The organism is Micromonospora sp. NPDC049580, from assembly GCF_040675595.1.
Lineage (GTDB): Bacteria > Actinomycetota > Actinomycetes > Mycobacteriales > Micromonosporaceae > Micromonospora.
The window spans coordinates 1-4,703 of record NZ_JBFAPG010000494.1 but is presented as its reverse complement, the minus strand read 5'-3'; the positions used below and the strand labels follow the sequence as shown (position 1 = coordinate 4,703).

The 4,703-nt window shown below is 69.9% G+C and carries 4 protein-coding genes; 1 reads left to right on the top strand and 3 read right to left on the bottom strand.

Going from position 1 to position 4,703, the window contains the following annotated elements; all coding sequences use genetic code 11:
* Window positions 1-300: hypothetical protein (locus AB0J68_RS27690; protein WP_363941285.1), on the top strand; the 300-nt coding region annotated here is incomplete at its 5' end.
* A gap of 38 nt (window positions 301-338) precedes the next feature.
* Here AB0J68_RS27690 and AB0J68_RS27685 read toward each other — a convergent pair.
* From AB0J68_RS27685 to fxsT, 3 genes are all read right to left on the bottom strand, one after another.
* Entirely contained in the window at window positions 339-1,640 is a 1,302-nt protein-coding gene (locus tag AB0J68_RS27685) for a hypothetical protein (protein WP_363941282.1), read from the bottom strand.
* Window positions 1,622-2,422 (bottom strand): hypothetical protein, encoded by an 801-nt coding sequence (locus tag AB0J68_RS27680; RefSeq protein ID WP_355065176.1) that lies wholly within the window; start codon window positions 2,420-2,422, stop codon window positions 1,622-1,624. The genes AB0J68_RS27685 and AB0J68_RS27680 overlap by 19 nt, the downstream gene beginning before the upstream one ends.
* 102 nt (window positions 2,423-2,524) lie before the next feature.
* A partial coding sequence (gene fxsT, locus AB0J68_RS27675; RefSeq protein ID WP_363941277.1) for an FxSxx-COOH system tetratricopeptide repeat protein occupies window positions 2,525-4,703 on the bottom strand: 2,179 nt, incomplete at its 5' end.

The window sequence follows — 4,703 nt, the reverse complement described above, 5'->3', positions numbered from 1 at the left end:
GCGGCGGTGCGCCGCCGCCTCGTCGCCCCCGGCAGCGGGTTTTTCACTGACGATCCGGCGGACCGGGCTTACGTCGCAGGTGACGTAGCGGGCGCGTTGATGGCGTACCAGCGGCGGCTGATCGATGATCCCGAAGACAGCGACGCGTGGGTCGGCTTGATGCTCGCTGCCCGTCGAGGCGGCCACTCCGACGCGGCGCACACCTTGATGGCGCGGCCGGACCTGGTCCGCGCAACCCATCAGGCGGTCCCTGATACCGATGTGCTCACGGTGGCAGCCGCCCTGACGCAACGTCGGTGATCATTGTACGCGTCCACGAGGAAGCGGCCGAGCCGTCGTCACCAGAGGCGTTCGGCGGCGGTTCGGGCGAGTTCGACGAGCGCGCTCAGCACCGCTGGGTCATTCCGGAATTCGGGATCGCCGAGGGTAAGGCTCATCATCTCCGCACCACTTCGGACGAACACCTCGTAGATGCCGGAACCGGCCACCGCCACCGCCTCGTCTCCGATGTCGACGACGTGCGGCTTGATGCCGCCCCCGAGGCCGAGCGTCCCGTTGCGCATGGAGGCGAACTCGGCCCTCGCGGACGCTTCGTCTGGCTCGAGGTCCAGGGCGAGATTGAGTCGTACGGCGCCGTCGAACCACGCGCAGCTGGGCCGGAAATCCGAGTCGAACGACTGCGCCTCCACCCACTGTCGCAGCACCCGTCGGACCTCGGCGAGGGAGAGCGCCTTGCACCACCTGGTCGTCGGCACAGTGGCCGGAGCGACCGAAATGGTCCGATCGCCTCCATTGACCACCCACTCCCTCCTGTCCGCCAGCCAGTCGTAGTTGGCGTCGAGGTAGCGCAACGTGCTGTCGTAGAGGGAGAAGGGGCGGCCACCATCGTCGAGGATGTGGGTTTCCTGAACGCCGTTGATCGTCACGTCGACCTCGATCTGGAACCCGATCCGGTGGGCGGGCCCGCCATGCCCCGTCACGTAGAACGGCACCCGCAGGTCCCCGCCGGCCGGCACGTCCAGGTCCTCGCTGGTCACGCCCAGGTACGACATTCTGACTGCCGGCCGATCGACGGACTCTTCGGGCCTCGCAAGCTCTACGACCTCGGTCTTGGTCGATGCGGGCGCGCCCAGGATGCCGAACGTCTCCGCGAAGCGCCAGTTCCCCGGACGAGGATCCACCGTGTAGTCGGAGTTGGTGCAGACGACGGCGGCTCGAGGGTCGACGACCTCGGAGTCGACGGTTCGCACCCGGATGTCGCGGACGTTGACCTGCACCCGTCTCGGGACTCGGATCGAGATCTCTGCCCGTGCCTCACCGATGGCCGCGCCACCTATCGCCCGCATCCAATTCATCGCCTCCGCACAGGTACGGGCGGGAGGCGGCTTCTCGCCGGTCTTCAGCGGCGTGGCGAGCGCGCCGATCTGGAAGGGCACCACGTCCGCGCGCACTGTGGCCGGTGGTGTTGACGCCGTGTCGACGGGCTGGACGTCGGGCGTTCCGGATGGTTGGTGTCGGCCCTCGTTCCGCACCACGAGAAGCGCCGTCAGGAGGGACGGCACCAAGAGGACGACAGTCAGGAGGACGATGCGCACACCAGGTCTTATCCCGAACCCGCTCCTCATTCCGGTTTCCGCCACTGCTCACGCCGGCAGTCCGAGCCGCACACCTGCTCGACCGGCACCCGTTGCACGCCCTCGTCATTCCATCGGTACGAGTGGGAATAGCGGCTGGTCAGTGCGGTCACCCGCATGGGAGAGCCGCCCGGAAGCACCGTCAGCGTCCGGGCCCGACCACTGACCACATAGTCGATCTTGATTGACCACTCGACATAGCTGGATTTCGTACGTCCGACGAAATTGAACCTCAGCTTCTCGCCGCCGGTCAGCGTGAGGCCGGTTGTGTCAAGATACGGACCGGTCAAGACGTCGTGCTTGCCGAACGCCTGCGCGGACAGACTGGGCCCGTCAAGATCGAATCCGAGCGCGACCGGACCCGCACCGGGGCCACCCCCCGCCCGCGAAATGACGACCAAGGAATCGCTCAGCGGCACGGCACGCCGGTGCACGGAGGCGGTGATCGCGGTCAGGACAGCCGTATCGGAGCGCTTGTTCTCGATCGTGACCGCGGTCGTGGCCTGACCCGCCCGGACCACGCCCGCGGCGAGCAGGACAGCGGTGAGCCGCTCCGGGCTCTGACCGCCCGTCGTGATGCTCGACGGCAGTGGACGGTCCGACACCCAGGCAGCATCCAGCTCCGCGCCCAGGTCGCGGTCCGGAACCGCGTACACCTGCAACGGGTCACTGCCGATTACGTCCGCGGCCCCATCGACCACCGGATCGAAGCTGCGGGCGACCACCACGCCGGTGAGGGCGGCCAGCAGGCCGCTCGCGCCGACGATCGCCGCCAACCGCGATGCCATCCTGCGCGACCTCGACGACCCGTTCGATGGTTGCGGCGGCCCTTCGGCGGGGACCCGGCTCCGTGGCCTACGCCGCCTCGACATATGCACCATCCCGTCCCACTAGAGCAGCGCCGGTTCGATGTAGGCGTTGGAGCGTTCCCGTTGGCGGGCCTGCATCACCCGCGGGTTGTCACCGCCGAAGAGCTGCACCAACTGGCCGAACGCCTCGTCGTAGAGCGCCCGGCCGGCGTCCGCCTCGCTCTCGGTGGCCTGCCGGCTCAACGCCAGGTTGACCGAGGCGGAGAGCGTGTCCGGGTGCTCGGCGCCCAACGCCCGGGTCAGCTCCACGTACGCGGTGGTGTCCAGCAGCAACGCGTTGTCGCGGTCACCGAGGGCGAACAGGTCGTTGGCCAGGTTGAGGGTGGCCAGCAGGGTGTGTGGGTGCCGCTCGCCGAGGTTGGTCAGCAACTGGTCGCGGACCCGCTGGGACAGCTCGCGGGCCTGGGTGTGGTCGCCCTGCTTGCGCAGCAGCACGCCGAGGTTGTTCAGGCAGGCCAGGGTGATGGCGTGCGACTCGCCGAGCACCTCGTTGTAGCCGTCGCGCAGGCGGCGTGCCACCCGCAGGGCGGTCTGGTTGTCGCCCACCGCCGACCAGGTGGTGGCCAGGGCCATCTCGGCGGAGAGGGTGTCGGCGTGCTCACCGCCCAGGGTGCGCTGGTAGCGGACCACGGTCCGCTCGATCAGCCGGTGCGCGTCGGCGAAGCGCCCGAGCTGACGCAGGGTGAGCGCCAGCTCCTTCGCCGTCCGCAGGGTCTCCGGATGGTCCGCGCCGATCACCTTCTGCTGGATGGTGTAGGTGCGTTGCAGGACGCTGTGCGACCGCCACAGCTCGCCGGTGTCGCGCAGGCCACGCCCGTAGTTGCTGGCCGAGGCGAGGGTGGACGGATCCTCCTCACCGAAGCGGTCCCGCCGCCGCTCGTGGATGTTCTGGTCGAGCGCGGCAGCGCCGCGGAAGTCACCGACCAGGCGCAGCGACACGGCGAGGTTGTTCTCCGCGGTCAGCGTACGGCCGCTGTCGTCGCCGAAGCTGCGCACGCTCAGCTCCAGGGTGCGCCGGTCCTGAGCCTCGGCCTCGTGGTAGAGACCCTGGGCGCGCAGGTCCGCACCGAGGCTGCGGGCCGTCATCAGGGTGTAGAGGTGCTCCTCGCCGAAGATCCGCCGTTGCCGGTCGTAGACGTCCCGGTCGATCTCGTACGCCCCGTCGAAGTGGCTCTGCGCGCGCAGGACGTTCGCCAGGTGGAAGCGCATCCGCAGCTTGGTGGGGTCGTCCTCGTCGGTGTCGCGCCACGCGGCCAGCGACTCCTCGGCCAGTGCGCGGCTGGTGTCGTAGTCGCCCCGGCGGTAGAGGTAGCGCACGATGTCCACGACCAGTTGCCGGGCCTCGTCCATCGTGGACAGGTGCAGGCCGCTGGGGCGTACGTGCGGCCACAGCTCGGCGTACCGCGGCCAGTTGACCGGCCTGTCGGGGTCGCGTGGGCTGGCGGCGGCGAGCAGCAGTTGGGCCTCCCGGCGGGCCTCGTCGGGGTCGGCCAGCTGGTCCTGGATGACGAGCTGGACCAGCCGGTGGATCCGCACCGAGTTGTTCTCCGCGTCGACCTGGGCCAGGCCGTAGCGGCCCAGTTCGGCGGTGACCAGGCCCTGCAGGATCGGGTCGGTCAGCGTCGGGTCGATCGGGGCCATGAAGCTGGCGAAGCGGTCGCCGGTGAGCATCGCGACCGGGATCGGCTCCGGCGCGTAGAACGAGCACAGCTCCAGCAGCCGGGCCGCCGCCGGCTTCTCCTCGCGCAACTGGCCGAGGGTGAACAGCCAGGTCGCGGCGAGCGCCTTGGAGTAGCCGGCGGACTGCCGGCCGTCGAGGATGCGCAGCAGGCCGGGGGTGTCCAGCGAGCTGAGGTACTTCTCGACCTGCATGGCGCTGGCCCGCAGGTACGCCGCGCCCTGCTCGACGGCGAGCGGCAGGTCACCGAGCTTCTCGGCCACCTGGGCGGCCTCGGCCTCGGTGAGCCCGCGGACCCGGTCGCGCAGCAGTTGGACGCTCTCGGCGCGGTCGAAGACGGTCAGCTCGGTCGCGGTGGCGTACTCGCTCCAGCTCTGGTCGCGGGTCGTGAGCAGGACGTGGCCGGGCCCCTGCGGCAGCAGCGACCGGGTGGCGCGGGTGGGCTTGTCGGCGTTGTCCAGGACGATCAGCCAGCGCCGGTCGGGCCCGGCGCGGCGCAGCGTGTCGAGCACCCGGCGGGCC